General features: G+C 62.5%; 13 protein-coding genes. All 13 read left to right on the top strand.

What is annotated here, in order from left to right:
• The first annotated feature begins 36 nt into the window (after window positions 1-36).
• Window positions 37-1,704 (top strand): FAD-dependent oxidoreductase, encoded by a 1,668-nt coding sequence (locus tag Q1M07_RS03495; protein ID WP_300450756.1) that lies wholly within the window; start codon window positions 37-39, stop codon window positions 1,702-1,704.
• Between the two features lie 10 nt (window positions 1,705-1,714).
• Entirely contained in the window at window positions 1,715-1,942 is a 228-nt protein-coding gene (locus Q1M07_RS03490) for a DUF2783 domain-containing protein (RefSeq protein WP_300450753.1), read from the top strand.
• 11 nt (window positions 1,943-1,953) lie between these two features.
• Window positions 1,954-3,936, top strand: a complete 1,983-nt coding sequence (locus tag Q1M07_RS03485) for an O-antigen ligase (protein ID WP_300450750.1) — start codon at window positions 1,954-1,956, stop codon at window positions 3,934-3,936.
• Window positions 3,937-4,205: 269 nt separating this feature from the next.
• On the top strand, window positions 4,206-5,588 hold the full coding sequence (locus Q1M07_RS03480) for a TIGR03013 family XrtA/PEP-CTERM system glycosyltransferase (protein ID WP_300450747.1): 1,383 nt from the start codon (window positions 4,206-4,208) through the stop codon (window positions 5,586-5,588).
• A gap of 61 nt (window positions 5,589-5,649) precedes the next feature.
• Window positions 5,650-7,761: an XrtA/PEP-CTERM system histidine kinase PrsK gene (prsK, locus tag Q1M07_RS03475; RefSeq protein ID WP_300450745.1), complete on the top strand. Its 2,112-nt coding sequence runs from the start codon at window positions 5,650-5,652 to the stop codon at window positions 7,759-7,761.
• Window positions 7,758-9,116 carry a PEP-CTERM-box response regulator transcription factor gene (gene prsR, locus Q1M07_RS03470; RefSeq protein ID WP_300450742.1) on the top strand — a complete coding sequence of 453 codons (1,359 nt, stop codon included), beginning with the start codon at window positions 7,758-7,760 and terminating at the stop codon, window positions 9,114-9,116. The genes prsK and prsR overlap by 4 nt, the downstream gene beginning before the upstream one ends.
• A 41-nt stretch (window positions 9,117-9,157) precedes the next feature.
• A complete protein-coding gene (gene prsT / locus Q1M07_RS03465) occupies window positions 9,158-11,944 on the top strand; it encodes an XrtA/PEP-CTERM system TPR-repeat protein PrsT (RefSeq protein ID WP_300450739.1) in 2,787 nt (928 codons plus the stop codon).
• A gap of 55 nt (window positions 11,945-11,999) precedes the next feature.
• The gene (locus Q1M07_RS03460) at window positions 12,000-13,280 is read left to right on the top strand and encodes a nucleotide sugar dehydrogenase (protein ID WP_300450736.1); all 1,281 of its coding nucleotides are present in this window, start codon (window positions 12,000-12,002) and stop codon (window positions 13,278-13,280) included.
• A 20-nt stretch (window positions 13,281-13,300) separates the two neighbouring features.
• On the top strand, window positions 13,301-14,341 hold the full coding sequence (locus Q1M07_RS03455; RefSeq protein WP_300450829.1) for an SDR family oxidoreductase: 1,041 nt from the start codon (window positions 13,301-13,303) through the stop codon (window positions 14,339-14,341).
• Window positions 14,338-15,258 (top strand): transglycosylase SLT domain-containing protein, encoded by a 921-nt coding sequence (locus tag Q1M07_RS03450; RefSeq protein WP_300450733.1) that lies wholly within the window; start codon window positions 14,338-14,340, stop codon window positions 15,256-15,258. Before Q1M07_RS03455 ends, Q1M07_RS03450 begins: the two co-directional genes overlap by 4 nt.
• 7 nt (window positions 15,259-15,265) lie before the next feature.
• Window positions 15,266-16,045, top strand: a complete 780-nt coding sequence (locus Q1M07_RS03445) for a serine protease (protein ID WP_300450730.1) — start codon at window positions 15,266-15,268, stop codon at window positions 16,043-16,045.
• Between the two features lie 174 nt (window positions 16,046-16,219).
• On the top strand, window positions 16,220-18,157 hold the full coding sequence (locus tag Q1M07_RS03440; RefSeq protein ID WP_300450727.1) for an ATP-dependent DNA helicase: 1,938 nt from the start codon (window positions 16,220-16,222) through the stop codon (window positions 18,155-18,157).
• A 5-nt stretch (window positions 18,158-18,162) separates the two neighbouring features.
• Entirely contained in the window at window positions 18,163-19,491 is a 1,329-nt protein-coding gene (locus Q1M07_RS03435) for a hypothetical protein (protein WP_300450724.1), read from the top strand.
• Window position 19,492 lies beyond the last annotated feature (1 nt).

Below are 19,492 nucleotides of genomic sequence, written 5' to 3'. Positions count from 1 at the left end.
CGGCCGGGAAGTGGCGGCGTTTGGGAACACTCGGCGTTGAGTTCCTATAAGCCTCCGAAGTTCGCTTACCGGCCGCCGCTCGAACTGCGTTCCGGCGAGCGGCGGCAGCACACCGTGGTCGTCGTCGGAGCGGGTCCGGTCGGCCTGACGGCGGCGATCGACCTCGCTCAACGAGGAACGCCGGTGCTTCTGCTCGACGACGACGACACGGTTTCGGTCGGCTCGCGAGGCATTTGCTACGCCAAGCGCGCGCTCGAGGTACTCGACCGACTCGGCGTCGGCGACGCCTGCGTGGCCAAGGGCGTCAGTTGGAACGTCGGGCGTACCTTCTTTCGTGACGAGGAGGTCTATAACTTTCAGCTCTTATCGCAGCCGGATCACAAGCGTCCGGGGATGATCAACCTGCAGCAGTATTACCTCGAGGAGTTTCTCGTCGAGCGCGCACGGCAGCTTGCCGAGATCGACCTGCGCTGGAAGAACCGCGTGGTTTCGGTCAGTCAGAGCGACGACCGGGTTGTCTTGCAGGTCGAGACGCCGGACGGCGGCTATACACTCGAAAGCGACTGGTTGATCGTCGCCGACGGGGCGCGTAGCAGCATCCGTCGAATGCTGAACCTCGAGGTCGAGGGCAGGATCTTTACGGACCGCTTTCTGATCGCCGACGTGAAGATGCAAGCCGATTTCCCAGCCGAACGCTGGTTCTGGTTCGATCCGCCGTTTCACCGCGGGCAGTCGGTCCTGCTGCATCGCCAGGCGGACAATGTTTGGCGAATCGATTTCCAGTTGGGCTGGCAGGCCGATCCGGAAGAAGAGAGAAAGCCCGCGAAGGTGATTCCGCGGATCCGGGCGATGCTGGGTGACGATCGCCTTTTCGAACTCGAGTGGGTGAGTGTGTACACCTTTCAGTGCCGGCGAATGAGCGACTTTCGGCATCGTAGGGTGTTGTTCGTCGGCGACGCGGCGCACCAGGTGAGCCCTTTCGGCGCGCGCGGCGCCAATTCCGGAATCCAGGATGCCGACAACCTGGTCTGGAAGCTGAAGCTGGTCATCGACCGCCAGGCGCCGGATAGTCTGCTCGACAGCTATGCCGAAGAGCGCCAGTTCGCGGCCGACGAAAACCTCATGAACTCGACGCGGTCGACCGAGTTCATCACTCCCGGCAGTCCAGCCTCACTGACCTTTCGCAACGCGGTGCTGACCTTGGCGCGCAAGTATCCTTTCGCGCGCGCGCTGGTCAATTCGGGTCGGCTATCGGTACCCTCCATCCTCACCGCTTCATCGCTCAATACGCCCGACGAGGAATCGTTTGGCGGGGCGATGTTTCCTGGCGCCCCGATGGATGACGCGCCGTTGCGCGAGGCTGGACGCGATCTCTGGTTGCTCGACGCGGTACGTGACCGGTTTGTCCTGCTGTACTACGCCGAGTCCCTTTCTGCCGCGGCGGCGGCGGGCCTGTCGGCGCTGGCGGCGTCCGATCTGCCGGTGCCGCTCGAGTTGATGCTCATCGTCGCCCGTGGCGGCGTCGTTCCGGTGGCCGCTTGGCGTGTCCTCGAAGACCTCGCCGGTCGCTATGCCGAACGCTACGATGCGACGGATGGCACGGTCTACCTGATCCGTCCGGATCAACATGTCAGCGCCCGCTGGCGCCGCGCCGACGGTCGCCGGATTCACGCCGCCCTGGCGCGTGCCACCGGGAGCGCCTGAAAGGTCACGCATGGCGACACTGAATACCGAGTCGAATTTCAAAGAGGTCGGCAAACGGCATTTTCGCGCTTTTTCACCGGGTGACGACTTCTACGCGGCACTGATCGACACTCATCGCGGACTCACCGACGAGCAGAGCGCTGTGCTGAATGCGCGCCTGATCCTTCTCTTGGCCAATCACATTGGCGAACTCGCGGTACTGCGCGAAGCCTTGAGCATCGCTCGCGAGGATCTCTAGGCTTTCCCTCGATGGTAGCCGGCCGCGGCTTGGCGGTGTGCTGGTGGCATGGCGCGTTGGCGACGCTCCTCGTTTCGCTGGGTGTCTTCATCGCACTGGCGCATCCGCTGTCGCCGGTCGTGCTGAGCTTGGTTTTCGTCGCCTGGTGCGGAGTGGTGTTCTACCAGCCGGCGACCTGGCCATTCGTTCTGCCCGCCTTGCTGCCGGTCGCCGGGTTTTCCGCCTGGACGGGATGGCTCGCAGTGGAGGAGTTCGATCTTCTCGTTCTCGGGGCGGCGGCGGGAAGTCAGGCACGCTTGGCGAGCGAGCCTTCCTGCGGCGCGCAGAGCCTAGACCCCAGGCGCTTCTGCCTTGTTGGCGTGGCGCTTCTTTTCTGGCTGCTTGCGCTGGCCCGCGGTCTGCTCGACGCGGGCAGTTTCGGCTTGGGCTGGTATCAGTCCTACGAGGAGCCGTTGAACAGCTTGCGTGTGGCCAAAAGTTTGCTTTTCGTTGCCTTGCTGTTGCCGTCCTTGCGCCGCTTGCTGCAGAAATCCCCGGCGTTGCTCGCGCGGCGCCTGGCGGCTGGCGTGGCGAGCGGGCTGGCGCTGGTGAGCGCGGCCGTGGTCTGGGAGCGTAGCGGCTACCCTGGATTGCTCGACTTCTCGACGCCCTATCGCGCGACGGCACTGTTCTGGGAGATGCATGTCGGTGGCGCGGCGCTCGATAGCTTTCTGGTTCTCGCGTTGCCCTTTGCCGTCTATGCGCTACGGCACGCGCCGACGGCAGGCCACTGGGTGCTGGCCGCCTTGCTGGCAGTGATCGCCTGTTATGCTGCCCTGACCAGTTTCTCGCGCGCTGTCTATCTGGGCGCGGCCGTCGCACTGAGTGTTCTTGCCTGGGCACTGACGCCGCGTCGGCTGGCTCCGGGCGCCTACTCATCGGTCGCCGAAGCGCCGCCACGCTGGCGGGTTTGGGCTGGCCGCGGCCTGGTCCTGGTGTTGATCTGCGAAAGCCTCGCCGTTTTCGGACTGGGCGATTTCATGGGTCGGCGCCTGGCGGCCAGCGACCACGATCTGGGTGGTCGTCTGGCGCACTGGAGCGAGGGCCTGAGCCTGCTGCGAGGGCCGTCGGAGTTTCTATTGGGCAAGGGATTGGGCCGTTTCCCGGCAAACTACTCGCGGGACGTTCCGGGTCGTGAAATCCCTGCTCGGCTGCGCATCGTCGAACAGGGCGATGAACGACATCTGGCACTCCTGGGCAGCGGCACGCCGCCGCGTTGGGCGTTCGAACTGCTGCAGCGCGTGCGGCTCGGGGCCGGAGACCTTAGCCTCGAGATGGACGTCCGCAACGCGCAGCCGCTACGGTTGAATGTCGCCATTTGCCACCGCCATCTGCTCTACGATGCGGCATGCGCGCGCGCCGGCCTGCCGGCGCCCGGCGGAGACGGTGGCTGGCAGCACCTGTCGCATGTGCTCAGCGTACCGGAAAGTATGGCCGGCTCCGGACCGGCGTCTGGGCTCGGTTTTCTCGTGCTGCGGCCGGAAAGTGCCGGCAATCTGGTCGAGATCGACAATCTGAGCTTGCGCGACGCGGCGGGCCGAGAACTGTTGCGCAACGGAAACTTTTCCGCCGGGCTGTCGCACTGGTTTTTTGGCGTTCGGCATCACTATCTGCCTTGGCATATCGATAGTCTCTTCCTCGAGACACTGCTCGAGCAAGGAGCGACCGGGCTGCTGCTGTTGCTCGCTCTCCTCGCCATGGTCTTTGCCAATCTGCTGTGCGGTGCCGGACGAAACCATGTCCTGGCGCCCTATCTGTTGGCCGCGCTGAGCGCCGGTCTGGCGGTCGGGGTGTTTTCCAGTCTGCTGGATATGCCGCGGTCTGCCTTCCTGTTCTTCTTGCTGCTGTCCTGCGGGCTGGTCGTCGATGGCCGTTCCACAACGAGCTCCACACCGCCGGTAGTGGCCCCCCAAAATTCCGAGAAAAACGCTGCGCGAAGTATAATAGTCGCATAATCAAGTCGTTTTTCCTCTGAAAAATTAATTATATCCGTATGTTTGTTCGTTTTATTGAAAGTGTTTTCTCATGGCCGGCGCGAGCCGCGCGGTTGGACTCGGCGCCATTGTTGAGGGCCTGTGCATTAGGTCACGGTCTGCAGTTCTCCTGAGTGATAGCCTTCGTTTCGTGAGGTTTGCCAAGCTTTCTCGCCGTAACGGCAGGAAAGCTCGAAGAGAATCCGTCATCAACGAGAAGTTTTCAGGTTCGAGCTTGCAAGGGGTCTATCGTGATCAAAGTATTCAACCATTGGTTTCATCGGAAGACTATTGCTCAGGTTGCGGTCGACCTGATGTTCCCCGTGCTCTGCGTGATACTTGCGGCCATGTGGATCGGGCGGGGAGGGTCGCCGGCGCTGGACAAGGTCGCGTTCTACGCGGTCGTCTTCGCGTTTACGATGATCGTCCTGAATGCGTGGCTGGGAATCTATCAGCGCGTGCACAGCCGCACGCGGTCCGAGACTCAAGCGCGCGCGGTGCTCTCACTCTACCTGGCGATTCCTCTGGCTTACCTGGTGTTTGCCGCTCTGGCGGTGGCCGAGGTGGACCGTGGTTTCATGCTGCTCTCCGGCCTGGCCGCCCTGTTTGCGACGCTGGCTCACCGGGTTCATGTGGCACACAGCCGGACGGGTTCCCTCCTGAATCACCGGGTGCTGGTTTTCGGTGTCGGCGAAGAAGCTGAAAACGTCGGCCGCGTTCTGCGCAAGTCCGACCCCGATATCGAAATCGTCGGCTTCTACCCCAGTCCCACCGATGCCGAGGTCGTCGTTCCGGCGCAGGTCGTGCTGTCGCAAAAAATGTCTCTTTCGGATACGGCGCATTCGCTGAAGGTCGACGAGATCATCGTCGCCGTGCGCGAGCGTCGTGGTGGCGCACTCCCCTTGCGCGAACTTCTGGAGTGCAAACTTTCAGGGGTCAGAGTTCTCGACCTGGCGACCTATTTCGAACGCGCGTTGGGGCAACTGCGCATCGATTCACTGCGTGTAAGCTGGTTGATTTTTGGCGAAGGCTTTCGCCAGAGCTGGCGTCGGGCAAGCATCAAGCGCTGCTTCGACATCATCGTGGCGTCCTTCCTGCTGGTTCTTGCTCTGCCGGTGATGCTTCTGACCATGCTTCTGATCGTTCTCGAAGACGGTTTTCCGGTCTTCTACCGCCAAGAGCGGGTTGGCCTCGATGGGCGCCTGTTCAAGGTCATCAAGTTCCGCAGCATGCGCAACGACGCCGAGAGCGATGGCCAGCCACGCTGGGCGACGGCCAATGACGATCGTGTGACGCGTGTCGGACGCCTGATCCGCAAGCTGCGCATCGACGAGTTGCCGCAGCTCTACAGCGTACTGACGGGCGACATGAGCCTGGTTGGACCGCGCCCCGAGCGACCCTATTTCGTCGACCAACTGACGCGCGACATCCCGTTCTACGCCGTGCGCCATAGCGTCAAGCCAGGCGTTACCGGCTGGGCGCAGGTCTGCTATCACTACGGCTCGACGATCGACGATTCCATTCAGAAGTTGCAGTACGACCTGTACTATGTCAAGAATCACACGCTCTTTCTTGATATCGTGATTCTCTTTCAGACAGTCGGCGTGGTGTTGACAGGTAAGGGCGCGCGATAATTCGTCCGCTGGCGCCTGCCAAGCTTGGGATTGATCGGAACGGAAGGGATAGCGGAGCGTGATGGGCAGCAAGATGGCAATGATCGCCGCGTGGAGCTACGGCCTGGCTGGAGTTCTGGCGGCCTTTCTGATGCTTTATCTCGCATCGGGTTGGCGGGCCGGCGGTCGCAGTCGGGCCATGTTTCTGGCCGTGGCGCTGTCGGCTCTATGGGGGATGCTGGCCCTGGCCTTCGCGTTGACGCAGCAGGGCCTCTTCCTGGTCGGCAGCTTGCTGACGGATACCTTGCGCTTTGGTGGCTGGTACTTCTTTCTGCTTGTTCTGATCAAACCGGAGGCGGCAGAGGTCGACTCCTGGTCGCGACGCTTCGGCTGGTTGGGCGGGATCGCCCTGCTGCTGACGGTGGCTGGTTTCGGTTCGCAGATGCTGGCGCTCTTCGGCGTCGACTCACCGATGCCGGCGCAGCGCACGGCCTTGCTTGTCTCGCTGGCGATGAGCGTTTTCGGCTTGGTGCTGATCGAGCAGTTGTTCCGTAAGGTCTCGCCGGATTTTCGTTGGAGCATCAAGCCCCTGTGCCTCGGCCTGGGAGGGGCTTTCCTGTTCGACCTGTACCTGTATTCGGACGCCTTATTGTTCAACCGGGTCGACGTTGACGCGTTCAGCGTTCGGGGCTTTGCGCATGCGCTGGGATTGCCACTGATCGCGTTGTCGGCGATTCGCAGCCATGACTGGAAGAGAAGGCTCGTCATGTCGCAACGTGCCGCTCTGCAGTCGGTCACCCTGCTCATCGTCGGGGTGTACCTGCTGTTCATGGCCTCGGCTGGCTACTACGTCCGATTTTTTGGCGGTGAGTGGGGACGGGCCGTGCAGATGGCGCTGCTGTTTGCCGCTCTGCTGGTCCTTGTGGCTCTGACTTTTTCCGGTTCGATGCGAGCCAGGTTGCGAGTCCAGGTCGGCAAGCATTTCTTCAGTTATCGCTATGACTATCGTGAGGAATGGCTGCGTTTTACCCAGACTCTTTCCTCACAAGGCGGCTTCTCCGCCATGGGGCAGCATGTCGTGCGCGGTCTGGCCGACATGGTCGAGAGTCCGGGTGGCGGGCTGTGGCTCAAGGATCCCTCCGGACGCTTCTTTGCCCAGGCCGCGTGCTGGAACATGCCCGTGTCGGCGGCCACCGAGGACGAGGGGAGCGCCTTGTGTCAGTTCCTGTTGAACAGTGGCTGGGTGATCAACCTCGAGGAGTACCGTTCGCTGCCGCGCCGCTATGACGGTCTCGATCTTCCCGCGTGGCTGGTCGAAGTGCCGAATGCCTGGCTGGTCGTGCCACTTAACACCGGTAGCGAACTGATCGCCTTCGTCGTACTGGCGACGGCGCGTACGCGGGTCGACGTGAACTGGGAGGTGAACGACCTGTTGAAGACTGCCGCTCGCCAGGCCGGTGCGTTCCTGGGACAAATGCAGGCCAGCGAAGCACTGCTCGAAGTTCGCAAGTTCGATTCGTTCAACCGCATGTCGGCGTTTGTCGTCCACGATCTGAAGAACATCGTCGCGCAGTTGTCCTTGATGCTCAAGAACGCCGAACGCCATCGCGACAATCCAGAGTTTCAGAAGGACATGCTGATGACCGTCGAACACTCGGTCGAGCGCATGCGACAATTGATGATGCAATTGCGCGAGGGCGCGACACCGCTCGACGGCCCGCGCGGCATTGATCTGGCCGACGTTCTGCGGCGCATCCAGACCGCCAAGTCCGGGCAGGGAAGGAGCGTCGACGTGAAGATCGAGGAACGTCTGGTGGCGCGTGGGCACGAAGAACGGATCGAACGTGTCATCGGTCATCTCGTGCAGAATGCCCTCGACGCCACCAACGCCAACGGCCGGGTCTGGATGAGGCTGGCCCGACAAGGAACTCAGGCACTGGTAGAGGTAGGCGACACCGGACACGGAATGAGCCCGGAGTTCATCCGCGAGCGTCTTTTCAAGCCCTTTCAGACGACCAAGCCGACCGGCATGGGTATTGGCGCTTACGAGAGTTTCCAGTACGTTCACGAACTGGGAGGCAAGTTGTCGGTCGATAGTGCCGTCGATGTTGGCACCCAGGTCAGCTTGTTGCTGCCACTTTTCGACAGCGGCACCGGCCTGCAGTCGGATGCTTCAGCCAAGGAGACGGAATGACTTCCGAGAAGTTGCCGCACCTGCTCATTGTCGAGGACGACCGAGCGCTGCAGAAGCAGATCCGCTGGGCGTTCGATCAGTACGAGACGCTCACGGCTGACGACCGCGAGAGTGCTCTGGTGCAGGTCAGGCGTCATCGTCCACCCGTGGTGACGATGGATCTCGGCTTGCCGCCGGATGCCGATTCCGTTTCCGAAGGTTTCAAGTTGCTGGAAGACATCCTGACGCTGGCACCGGATACCAAGATCATCGTTCTCACTGGTCAGAATGACCGGGCGAACGCACTGCGTGCCGTGGCACTCGGGGCCTACGATTTTTTTGCCAAACCGTTCGAGGTCGACATGCTCGGCCTGACCATTCAGCGCGCCTATCGGCTGTACGAACTGCAGCAGGAGAACAAGCGGCTGCAGTCGATGCAGCAGCCCGATGCGCTGTCGGGCTTGCTGACCCGTGACCCCGAGTTGCTGCGAGTCTGCCGCACGATAGAACGGGTTGCAGTGACCGATGCGACTGTCCTGCTGCTCGGTGAGAGCGGGACCGGCAAAGAACTTCTGGCGCGCGGGGTGCATCAGTCGTCGCCGCGACGGCGCGAGCGATTCGTGGCGATCAACTGCGCGGCGATTCCCGAAAACCTGCTCGAAAGCGAGTTGTTCGGTTACGAAAAGGGAGCGTTCACCGGCGCCGCCAGGACTACCTTGGGCAAGATCGAGACCGCCAACAACGGTACTCTGATGCTCGACGAGATTGGCGACCTGCCGCATTCGCTACAGGCCAAACTGTTGCGCTTCCTGCAGGAGCGCGTCGTCGAACGGATCGGCGGGCGCCAGGAAATTCCGGTCAATGTGCGGATCGTCTGCGCGACGCACCAGGATCTCAAGACCTTGATCGTGGAGGGGCGTTTCCGTGAGGATTTGTTTTATCGACTGGCGGAAATTGTGGTAAATATCCCCCCGTTGCGTGCCCGCTCCGGTGATGCTGCCTTGCTCGCGCACGCCTTCGTGAGAAAGTTTGCCGAGGAGCATAACCGCAGCGGCATCAGTCTGCGCGAAGACGCTTTGCGGGCGATCGAAGGCCATGGTTGGCCCGGCAACGTGCGGGAACTGGAGAACTGCATCAAGCGGGCGGTGATCATGGCGGACGCCAACCAGATCACGGCGGCCGACGTCGGCTTGGCCGCTAGCGAACGCCATGGCGGCGAAGTGATGGACCTGCGGCAGGCGCGCGACGATGCGGAGAGGCATGCCATCATCGCCGCATTGGCACGTGCCGACGGCAATGTCGTCAAGGCCTCCGAACTGCTCGGCGTCAGTCGCCCGACGCTGTATGACCTGATGCATCGATTTGGACTGAAGTAGCGGTTTCCTGGGCCACCATCCACCACTCCATGAGGGTATTCATGACTACTCGTAACTCACTGCGCAGCCTGCGCAATGCGACCGCGTCGGCTCTGCTGGCCGCCCTTCTGTTGGCAGGTTGCGGAGGTGAGAAGCCGGAAGCCATGCTCGCATCGGCCAAGGACTACCTCGCCAAGAACGATCACAAGGCGGCAGTGATCCAGCTCAAGAACGCTTTGCAGAAAAGTCCCGAGTTGGCCGAGGCACGCTTTCTGCTTGGCAAGGCACTGCTTGAGGGAGGCGACGCGAAGGGCGCCGAGATCGAGTTGCGCAAGGCGCAGGAGTTCAACTATCCGGCGGATCAGGTGACTCCCTTGCTGGCGCGTGCGCTGCTGGCACTCGGGCAGCCGGACAAAGTGGTCAAGGATATGGGCAAAGCCGAACTCTCGTCGCCCGAAGCGAAGGCAGACTTGCAGACAGTGCTGGGCCAGGCCTATCTCATGCAGGGCAAACCCGATCTGGCCGAGGCGGCGTTCGCTGCCGCGATGCTTGCGCAACCGGGTTTCGCACCGGCCCTGCTGGGTCAGGCGCGGGTCAGGGCGGGCAAGGGCGATTTGCCGGGCGCCGTGGCACTGCTCGACACGGGTCTGGAAAAATCGCCGAGACTCTACGATGCTTGGCAGCTCAAGGGCGAATTGTTGTCTGCTCAGGCCGACAGCGCTGGGGCGATGGCGGCGTACCGCAAGGCGCTCGAGGTCAAGCCCGACTACCTGCCGGCCTACTCTGCGATGGTCAGGAGCCTGCTGGCCGAGGGCAAGCTCGATGAAGCCGCCGAACAGATCGAGGCCATGAAGAAGCTGGCGCCCAACCATCCGCAAACCACTTACTTGCGGGCCATGCTGGCCTATCAGCGAAAGGACTACACGGCGGCCCGGGAAGCCATTCTGCTGACGCTGAAGAGTACACCGGACAGCCCGTTGACTCTGCAACTGGCCGGTCTGATCGAGTATGAACTGCAGGCCTACCCGCAGGCCGAAGCCTATCTGCTGAAGGCGCTTCCGCGGACTCCTGAACTCGGGATCACGCGGCGCGTGCTGATCGCCAACTATCTGCGTAGTTCGCAGCCGGCCAAGGCGCTGGGCATTCTCGAGCCGGTGCTCGACAAGATCGACCGGGATTCGAACATGCTGGCGCTGGCCGGTCAGGTGTTCGTACAGAATGGGCAGATCGACAAGGCGGGAGGCTATTTCGCCAAGGCGGCCGCTCTGGACCCCAAGAACACGGGCAAACGCACTTCGCTGGCCATGGTCAATATGGCCAGGGGTGATACCGAGTTGGCCTTCCGCGATCTCGAGGCGGTAGCCGCGGCCGATCCGGGTAACCGCGCCGATCTGGCCCTGATTGCCGCGCACTTGCAGCGCCGGGACTTCGATCAGGCGCTGAAAGCGATCGCCGGCCTCGAGAGCAAACAGCCTGACAACCCGCTGACGCACAACCTGCGAGGCACCGCGTTGCTCGGCAAGCGCGACCTTGCCGGTGCCCGCAAGAGCTTCGACAAGGCCGTAGCCCTGAATCCGACCTATTTCCCGGCGGTCGCCAATCTGGCCAATCTGGATCTTGGCGAGAACAAGCCCGACGAAGCCAGAAAGCGCTTCGAGGCTATGCTAGCCAAGGATCCTAAGAATATGCAGGCGCTTTTGGCGCTCGCCCAGATGCGTGCCAAGGCGGGTGGAACGACGCAAGAGGTGGCGGCACTGATCGGCAAGGCGGTGACGGCCAATCCGACAGAGCCAGCACCGCGTTTGGCACTGATCGGTCTCTACCTCGGTAAGCAGGAGGTCAAGAGCGCGCTCTCGGCAGCCCAGGAAGCGGTTGCCGCGCTGCCGGAAAGGCCGGAGATTCTCGATGCGGCGGGACGCGCCCAGCAAGCGGCAGGCGACTTCAACCAGGCTTTGTCCACCTATGGCAAGCTGGCTACGCTCAAACCCGACAGCGTGTTGCCTTATCTGCGCATGGCCGAGGTCGAAGTGGCCGCCAAGAACAAGGAAGCGGCGCTGCAAAGTCTGCAAAAGGCTCTCAAGGTGCAGCCGGACTCGATTGAAGCACAGCGTGGGATCATCTTGCTGCACATCGACGCCGGTCGCGTTCCGGAAGCGCTGAGTGTGGCGCGCGAGGTCCAAAAGCAGCGGCCCAAGGAGGCCGTCGGTTACGCCTTCGAGGGCGACGTCCATGCGGCGAAGAAGGCTTGGCCCGAAGCGGTGACCGCCTATCGCAAGGGGCTCAAGGAAGTCGCCGATGGCGGTGAACTGGCGCCGAAGCTGCACTCGGCACTGCTCGGCAGCGGCAACGGCGCGGAGGCAGACAGGTTTGCCGATGCCTGGCTCAAGGATCACGCCAAGGACGCGCGGTTCCGGCTCTACTTGGCGGAACTTGCGGGTAGCCGCAAGGACTATGCTGCGGCCGCCAAGCAGTATCGCATTCTGCTCGAAGGACAACCGAACAATCCGACGGTGCTCAACAATCTGGCGTGGGTGAGTGGGCAACTCAAGGAGCCCAAGGCGATCGAGTACGCCGAGAAAGCCAACAAGCTGGCGCCGAATCAGCCGCCGGTGATGGATACTCTGGCCGTTCTGCTGGTCGATAAGGGCGATACCGCGCGCGGTCTCGAACTCTTCCGGAAAGCCTTGGAAATCGCTCCGCAAGCCTCGCAGATCCGCCTCAACTACGCCAAGGCCTTGCTCAAGGCGGGGCAGAAGGCTGACGCGAGAAGCGAACTCGATCAGCTTGCAAAGCTCGGCGATAAGTTCCCCGGGCAGGCAGAAGTCGCGCAGTTACAGAAGGGCTTGTAGAAGTTCACAAGCGACCGCCATGGGAGGCGGACAACACGAAAAGGATGGGAAATCAATGACAATAATGGCTGTAGTTGGTCTCGGTTACGTCGGCCTGCCGTTGGCCGTTGAGTTCGGCAAGAAGCGCCGGACAATCGGCTTCGATCTGTCGGCCAGCAAAGTGGCGCATTATCGGAAGCATGTCGACCCGACGGGCGAGGTGAGCAGCGCCGATCTGGCGGCGGCGGTCCACCTTGAGGTGGGCACGGATCCGGCGGCACTGGCCGAGGCGGATTTCCTGATCGTCGCCGTACCAACTCCCGTTGATCAGGCGCATCAGCCGGACTTTGGGCCGCTGATCGGTTCGTCGGAAGCGGTTGGCAGGAACCTCAAGCGAGGTGCGACAGTGGTTTTCGAATCGACGGTCTATCCCGGAGCGACCGAGGAGATCTGTATTCCGATCATCGAAAAGCATTCGGGACTGAAGTGGAAGAAGGATTTCTTCGTTGGCTATTCGCCGGAGCGGATCAACCCCGGCGACAAGGAGAGGACCTTGACGCGGATTGTCAAGGTGGTTTCCGGCGATACGCCGGAAACGCTGGAGCGGGTTCGTCAAGTCTACGCGGAGATCATCACCGCCGGAGTTTACCCGGCGTCCAGCATCAAGGTGGCGGAAGCCGCAAAAGTCATCGAAAACACCCAGCGCGATCTCAACATCGCCTTGATGAACGAGTTGGCGATCATTTTCGATCGGATTGGCATCGACACGGTCGAAGTCCTGGAGGCCGCCGGCAGCAAGTGGAACTTCCTGCCGTTCCGGCCGGGCCTCGTCGGCGGCCATTGCATCGGCGTCGATCCGTATTACCTGACGCATAAGGCCGAGATGCTCGGTTATCACCCGGAGGTCATCAACGCGGGTCGCCGTATCAATGACGGGATGGGCAAATTCATTGCCGAGCAGACGGTCAAGCAGATGATCCGCAAAGGCTGGCAGGTCAAGGGCGCGCCGATCATCGTCCTCGGTCTGACCTTCAAAGAGGATTGCCCGGATCTGCGGAATTCGCGCGTAATCGACGTGATCCGGGAACTCGAGTCGTATGGCGCCAAGGTTTTTGTCCACGAACCGGTGGCCGACGCCGACGAAGCGCGTCACGAGTACGGGGTCGATTTGACGGAGTGGGACCAGTTGCCGATGGCGGCGGCGATCGTCGCCGCCGTCGGGCACCGCCAGTTCAAGGAACGGCCGCTGGCCGACTATGTCGGTAAATTGCAGCCCGACGGCGTGCTGACCGACGTCAAGAGCCTGTTCAACGAAGCCCAACTGGTCGCGCAGGGGGTGACGGTGTGGCGTCTCTGAGTTTATCGCCGTCGCCGGCCATCGCCGCTCTCGGCCGGCGGCTGGCGGAGCAACCGGCGCGCTGGCTGGTGACCGGAAGTGCCGGCTTCATCGGCTCGCATCTGGTCGAGTCACTGCTCGGGCTTGGCCAGACTGTCGTCGGGCTGGACAACTTCGCGACAGGCCACCGCAGCAATCTCGACGAGGTGCGCTCCCTGGTGACGCCCGAACAGTGGCTGCGTCACAGCTTCATCGAGGCCGACATTCGTGATCCGGACGCCTGCCGCGAAGCCTGTCGCGGGATAGATTTCGTGCTCCATCAGGCGGCGCTGGGCTCCGTGCCACGTTCGCTGGCCAACCCGCTGGCGACCAATGCGGCCAATGTGGACGGTTTCTTGAACATCCTCGTCGCGGCGCGCGACGCTGGCGTCAAGCGTTTCGTGTATGCCGCTTCGAGCTCGACCTATGGCGACCACGAAGCGCTGCCGAAAGTGGAAGAACGCATTGGCCGGCCGCTTTCGCCGTACGCGGTGACCAAGTTGGTCAATGAACTCTACGCTGAGGTATTTGGGCGTTGTTATGGCTTTGCGTCGATCGGTCTGCGCTACTTCAATGTCTTCGGGGCGCGTCAGGATCCGGAGGGGGCGTACGCGGCGGTGATTCCGCGGTGGACTCGAGCGATGCTGACCGGCGGTCCCGTGACGATCTACGGTGACGGCCAGACCAGCCGCGATTTCTGCTTTGTCGACAACGCTGTGCAGGCGAACCTGCTGGCCGCGACGACCGACGATCCGGCCGCGGTGAATCAGGTTTACAACGTCGCGGTTGACGACCGGACATCGTTGAATCAGCTTTTCGAGGTTCTGCGTGACGCACTGACGGAGTTGCGGCCTGAAGTTCGCCACTTGCGACCGATTTACGGCGACTTTCGGCCGGGCGACGTCCGCCATTCACAAGCCGATATCGGCAAGGCCCGGCGCCTGCTCGGCTATTTTCCGAGCCATCGGCTCGCCGAAGGGGTGCGCGCGGCGATGCCTTGGTACCTTTCCCGGTTCGCTGTCGCCGAGGAGGTTTGTCGATGAAAGCGTCGCATTTTCTCGGTTCCGCGCGTTGCGGCCGAGTGGCGCGATTGCTTTGCGGACTGCTTGGTTTGGCGGCGTGTGCCGCCACCGTGGCAGGAGAAGTTCCTCGCCCCGCCGATGCCGAACGCCTGCTGGCGCTACGCACGGAGGCCCTGGCCCACGAACATGGCGAAGGCGTTGCCAGGGATTACGCGCGGGCAGCAAAACTGTATTGCGATGGGGCGCGTCTCGGCGACGCCGAGGCGCAGTACAGTCTCGGCTGGATGTATGCCAATGCCCGGGGCCTCGAACGGAACGACGCGCTGGCGGCGTATTTCTTTGACCTGGCGGCGAAACAGGGACACGCGCCGGCGCAGAAGATGAAGCGCTTTGTCGGCGAGCCGACAACGGAGGTGCCGGAATGCATGCGCCAATTGCTTCCCGCCGATGACGCCCAGGATGTGATGCTGCCAAGCACCGAAGCCCAGAGACAGGTCGTCGGCCTGGTCAACCAGTTGGCTCCCGAATACGGCGTCAGCCCGCGGCTGGCACTGGCAGTCATCCGGACAGAGTCCAATTTCAATCCGGCGGCCCTGTCGAGCAAGAATGCGCAGGGCCTGATGCAGTTGATACCCGACACGTCGGCACGCTTCAACGTCAAGAAACCGTTCGACCCGGAGCAGAACCTGCGCGGTGGCTTGGCCTACTTGCGCTGGTTGCTGGCGTATTTCGAAGGCGATGTCAGCCTCGTGGCGGCGGCCTACAATGCGGGCGAAGGTGCGGTCAATCGTTACCGGGGCGTGCCGCCGTATGCGGAGACGCGTGGCTACGTCAAACGGATAATGAGCCTGTTCAAGCGCGACGACCATCCGTACGACGCCAGGGTGACGACACCGTCGCCGGAGTTGCCACGGATTCGCTTGACCCGAGGTTCCTGATCACCTCATGCGGCCGCTACTTCGCTTCTTGCTTGCGTTCATCCTGATCGGTGGCGGCTCTTTGCCTGGCCTCGCACGGGCGGTCGAACTGTCGGAGATGATCGAACGCGTAAAGCCCTCGGTGGTCGTCGTCGGGACACATCAGCTGACACGCAGCCCGCAATTTGTCATGCGGGGCACGGGTTTCGTCGTTGGTGACGGCCGTCAGGTGGCGACCAACGCACATGTGCTTCCCGAGGCGCTCGATGTGGCGGCTGGAGAAACGCTGGTCGTCGTCGCCCGTACCGGAACAAGTGGGGTGCAACAAAGACCGGCGCGAACGCTCGCGGTCGACAAGGTACATGACATCGCCTTGTTGCGGATCGACGGTCAAGCTTTGCCGGCCGTGTCGCTGCACGAGTCCGAACCGGTAAAGGAAGGGCAATCGGTGGCCTTCACCGGCTTCCCGATCGGTGGCGTGCTTGGCCTGATACCCGTGACGCACCGCGGCATCGTTTCGGCGATTACGCCGATCGTGCTGCCCGGGGCGAACGCGCGACAGCTCAACGCCAGGGTGGTCCAACAGATCCGCAGTGGCAGTTTCGACATCTATCAGCTCGATGCGACGGCGTATCCCGGCAATAGCGGCGGGCCGCTGTACGAACTGAACCGCGGTGAGGTGATCGGCATCATCAACATGGTATTCGTCAAGGAAAGCAAGGAATCGGTGCTCAGCAAGCCGTCGGGGATCAGTTTCGCCATCCCGGTGCGCTTTCTGCGCGAGTTGATGGAAAAACCGAATCCTTAGCGAGTCGCCGCAACCCGTCCGCCGCGTGTGCGGCGCACGGACATCGCCGCTGGGTGGGTTCGGCAGAGGACTTTGCGCCCACGGGGTTCGTGCGTCCGCTGCCGTGTGCGGCTCCGTCCTCGGCAGCGGGTGCCGGGTTCTGGTAGCATGCGGGTTCCTCTCGACAGATCGCTCATGACCGCATCGCTTGCCGACGTCTTTTCCGCCACGGGCCCACTGGCGACCGGAGTTCCCGGTTATCGGTTGCGTAGCCAGCAGGTGGCAATGGCCGAGCGAATCGCCGAGGCGATGACGGCCAACCGGATGTTGGTCGCCGAGGCCGGTACTGGCACCGGCAAGACCTACGCCTATCTGGTGCCAGCCATGCTGTCCGGTGGCAAGGTGATCATCTCGACGGGGACGCGCAATCTGCAGGACCAACTTTACACACGCGACATTCCGACCATCCGCAGGATTCTCAAGTCGCCGATCAGGGTGGCGGTGCTCAAGGGCCGCGCCAACTACCTGTGCCACTACCATCTCGGGCGCTCGCTGGCCGACGGTCGTTTCCTGTCGCGCGACGACGCTGCCTATGCACAGCGAATCGCGCGCTTTGCCAAGACGACGGGCACCGGCGACAAGGCGGAGTGCACCGATGTGCCGGAAAATTCGACGGTCTGGGCGATGGTGACCTCGACACGCGACAACTGTCTCGGCCAGGACTGTCCGAATCACAAAGAGTGCTTCGTTCTGGCGGCGCGGCGCGATGCTCTGGCGGCCGACCTGGTTGTCGTCAATCACCACCTGTTTTTTGCCGACGTGATGTTGCGCGACGAAGGGACGGCCGAACTGCTGCCGGCGTGCAACGCGGTGATTTTCGACGAAGCGCATCAGTTGCCCGAAGTCGCCAGCCTGTTCTTTGGCGAGAGCGTGTCGACGGCGCAACTCCTCGATCTGACGCGCGATATACAGCTCGAGGCGCTCGCTGCGGCACGCGACTGCCTCGACTTGCCCACTCACTGCGAGCGGCTCGAGAAGGCAAGCCGCGAATTGCGCCTCACTCTGCCGCTTGACCCAGCACGTCATGCACTGCGGCAACTCGAGGCACGCCCCGGTTTCGCCAGCGGTCTGACAGCCGTGATCGATGCCTTTGCGGCGCTCACGGCGCTGCTCGAAACCCAGGCGCAACGCAGCGAAGGGCTCGAGAACTGCTGGCGACGGGCGGGCGAGTTGCAGTCGCGCCTGCAGTCCTGGCAGTCCGGAGCCCATGCCGACTACGTCCGCTGGGGGGAGAGCTATAGCCATTCTTTGCAGCTCAATGCCACGCCCCTGGCGATCGCCGAGATCATGCAGAAACAGATGAGTGGCCATCCGCGCGCCTGGATTTTTACTTCGGCCACGCTTGCCGTGCAGGAGGACTTCGCCCATTACTGTAGCGAAATGGGTTTGCTCGACGCTTGTTCGATACGCTGGGAGAGCCCTTTCGACTATGCGCGACAGGCTTTGCTCTATGCTCCACGAAGTCTGCCCGATCCGAACAGTGCGGACTATACGGCGGCTGTTGTCGCGGCGGCCTTGCCGGTGCTGGTGGCGAGCGGTGGCCGCGCCTTTTTCCTATGCACCTCGTTACGCGCGATGCGCCGAACGCACGAGTTGCTGGCCGCGGAGCTTGGGCGCGCCCAACCCGACCTGCCGCTACTCTTGCAGGGCGAGCGCAGCAAAAACGAACTGCTCGAACGCTTTCGCCGCTTGGGCAATGCCATCCTGATCGGCAGCCAAAGCTTCTGGGAAGGTGTCGATGTTCGTGGTGAAGCCTTGTCGCTCGTAGTGATCGACAAATTGCCCTTTGCGCCGCCGGACGATCCGGTGCTGTCGGCACGCATCGAACGCCTTCGCAGTGAGGGTCGCAACGCTTTCATCGAGTACCAGTTGCCGCGCGCGGTGATCAACGTCAAGCAAGGGGCGGGTCGCCTGATCCGCGACGAGAACGACCGTGGCGTGTTGATGATCTGCGACCCACGGCTGATAGACAAAGCCTATGGCAAGCGGATCTGGCGCAGTTTGCCACCGATGAAGCGGACGCGCGAACTTGCCGAGGCCGTGGCTTTCTTTTCGTCCAACGTGATGGCCTAGGGACTATGGATAGCTACCCCGTTCGTTCGCTGACCGAGCTGCTGCCGGCAGACAGTCGCGCCGCGGCCGAGATTCTCAATCGAGGTTGTAGCTGCATCTCGGTCGACCACCAGTCCCTGAAGCGGGCGCTCGAGGAGGGCGAAGGTGATCTGTCGCATGCCGAACTGCTGACCACTCGGCCGCACCTGTTCGCGGACAGCATGGTTTTCGTCAGCCAGGCGCATTTGTCGCGCATGGCGCGCACGATCGCCGCAGTCGAACGTGTGGCCAGACTGCCGGCCTATCGGGAACGGGTGTTGGCCTATGCCTCACCAGTGGCTCGCCATTCGCCGGGTGCGGCAGGTGTTTTCCTGGGCTACGACTTCCATCTTGGTCCCGACGGTCCGCAGTTGATCGAGATCAACTCGAATGCCGGCGGCGCGCTGCTCAACGCGCGCCTGCTGCGCGCTCAGCGCGCTTGTTGTCAAGCAGTGGCCAACCGGATGCCAGCCGGCCAGCCGGTCGAAGCCGCGTTCGTCGCGATGTTCCGTGACGAGTGGGAACTGGGCGGCCGCGATGCGTCGGTTCGACCACTGGCCAACATCGCCATCGTCGATCGCGCGCCGGCGAAACAGTATCTGGCTCCGGAGTTCGAACTCTTCCAGCAGCTTTTCGAGGCGAACGGGTTCGCCGCGGTGGTCGTCGATCCGGCCGAACTGTCGTTCGACGGCCAAGGCCTGTGGTGTCGTGGGCAGGTCATCGATCTCGTCTACAATCGGTTGACGGATTTTGCTCTCGAAGACTCTCGACATGCGCACCTGCGCGCCGCCTATCTCGCCGACGCCGTGGTTCTTACGCCGCATCCGCGGGTGCATGCGCTGTTCGCTGACAAACGCAACTTGGCCGCCTTCGGCGACGACGAGTGGCTCGGACGTATCGGCGTGACGGACGAAGACCGACGATTGCTGGCCGCCAGCGTGCCGCGTACCGAGGAGGTCATGCCCGAAGAAGCCGAAGCTTTCTGGGCCAGTCGCAAACAGTGGTTCTTCAAGCCATCGGCTGGCTTCGGCAGCAAGGCGACCTATCGGGGCGACAAACTGACGCGCCGGGTTTTCGAAGAGGTGGCGCGCGGCGGCTATGTGGCGCAGGCGATCGTCGCGCCTTCGGAGCGGCGTTTGCTGATCGACGGCGTGGAGAAGGATTTCAAGCTGGATCTGCGCAACTACGTCTATCGGGGCGCCGTACAGCTCGTTTCGGCCCGCCTCTACCGCGGCCAGACGACCAATTTCCGGACACCCGGCGGCGGTTTCGCGGCGGTGCTACCGGTTCACTGTCAGACTCGGGAGGGAAGCTGAG

It is taken from the genome of Accumulibacter sp., assembly GCF_029255285.1.
In the GTDB taxonomy this organism is placed as follows: domain Bacteria; phylum Pseudomonadota; class Gammaproteobacteria; order Burkholderiales; family Rhodocyclaceae; genus Accumulibacter.
Note: the sequence above shows the minus strand (reverse complement) of the source record. Positions and strands in the feature narration are given on the sequence as shown.

Bases quoted from the DNA above. Each gene is read 5' to 3' on its own strand.
- Q1M07_RS03490 (WP_300450753.1), top strand. From the start codon at position 1,715: ATGGCGACACTGAATACCGAGTCGAATTTCAAAGAGGTCGGCAAACGG.
- Q1M07_RS03485 (WP_300450750.1), top strand. From the start codon at position 1,954: ATGGTAGCCGGCCGCGGCTTGGCGGTGTGCTGGTGGCATGGCGCGTTG.
- prsK (WP_300450745.1), top strand. From the start codon at position 5,650: ATGGGCAGCAAGATGGCAATGATCGCCGCGTGGAGCTACGGCCTGGCT.
- prsR (WP_300450742.1), top strand. From the start codon at position 7,758: ATGACTTCCGAGAAGTTGCCGCACCTGCTCATTGTCGAGGACGACCGA.
- prsT (WP_300450739.1), top strand. From the start codon at position 9,158: ATGACTACTCGTAACTCACTGCGCAGCCTGCGCAATGCGACCGCGTCG.
- Q1M07_RS03460 (WP_300450736.1), top strand. From the start codon at position 12,000: ATGACAATAATGGCTGTAGTTGGTCTCGGTTACGTCGGCCTGCCGTTG.
- Q1M07_RS03450 (WP_300450733.1), top strand. From the start codon at position 14,338: ATGAAAGCGTCGCATTTTCTCGGTTCCGCGCGTTGCGGCCGAGTGGCG.
- Q1M07_RS03445 (WP_300450730.1), top strand. From the start codon at position 15,266: ATGCGGCCGCTACTTCGCTTCTTGCTTGCGTTCATCCTGATCGGTGGC.
- Q1M07_RS03440 (WP_300450727.1), top strand. From the start codon at position 16,220: ATGACCGCATCGCTTGCCGACGTCTTTTCCGCCACGGGCCCACTGGCG.
- Q1M07_RS03435 (WP_300450724.1), top strand. From the start codon at position 18,163: ATGGATAGCTACCCCGTTCGTTCGCTGACCGAGCTGCTGCCGGCAGAC.